Origin of the sequence: Rhizobium ecuadorense, assembly GCF_001187535.1 — a bacterium.
Classification (GTDB): Bacteria; Pseudomonadota; Alphaproteobacteria; order Rhizobiales; family Rhizobiaceae; genus Rhizobium; species Rhizobium ecuadorense.
Map to the genome: position 1 here is coordinate 1 of NZ_LFIO01000743.1, position 301 is coordinate 301.

Consider the following 301-nt stretch of genomic DNA (forward strand, 5'->3'; position numbering starts at 1 on the left):
GCACCCATATTGTCCGAATGATTGTCCGAATGTCCGTCCCTGTTATTCTCGCCGTTCGCGTCATTGTGCTTGTCGTTGAAGGAAACCGTGTCCATCAGGGTGAAGCCGTCATGGGCCGACAGCAGATTGATCGATGAGGTCGCGCCGCGATCCGAGTGGTTGAACTGTACCGCCGAGCCGGTGATGCGCTGCGAGATCTCCGACACCATGCCGCCGTCGCCCTTCCAAAAGCGGCGCACGTCGTCGCGAAACTTGTCGTTCCACTCGCGGAAGGGATGGGGAAAACCGCCCACCTGATAGC

General features: G+C 59.1%; 1 pseudogene. It reads right to left on the reverse strand.

Going from position 1 to position 301, the window contains the following annotated elements:
• A pseudogene (locus AF337_RS13660) lies at window positions 1–301 on the reverse strand (glycogen debranching protein GlgX); the annotation flags it as partial.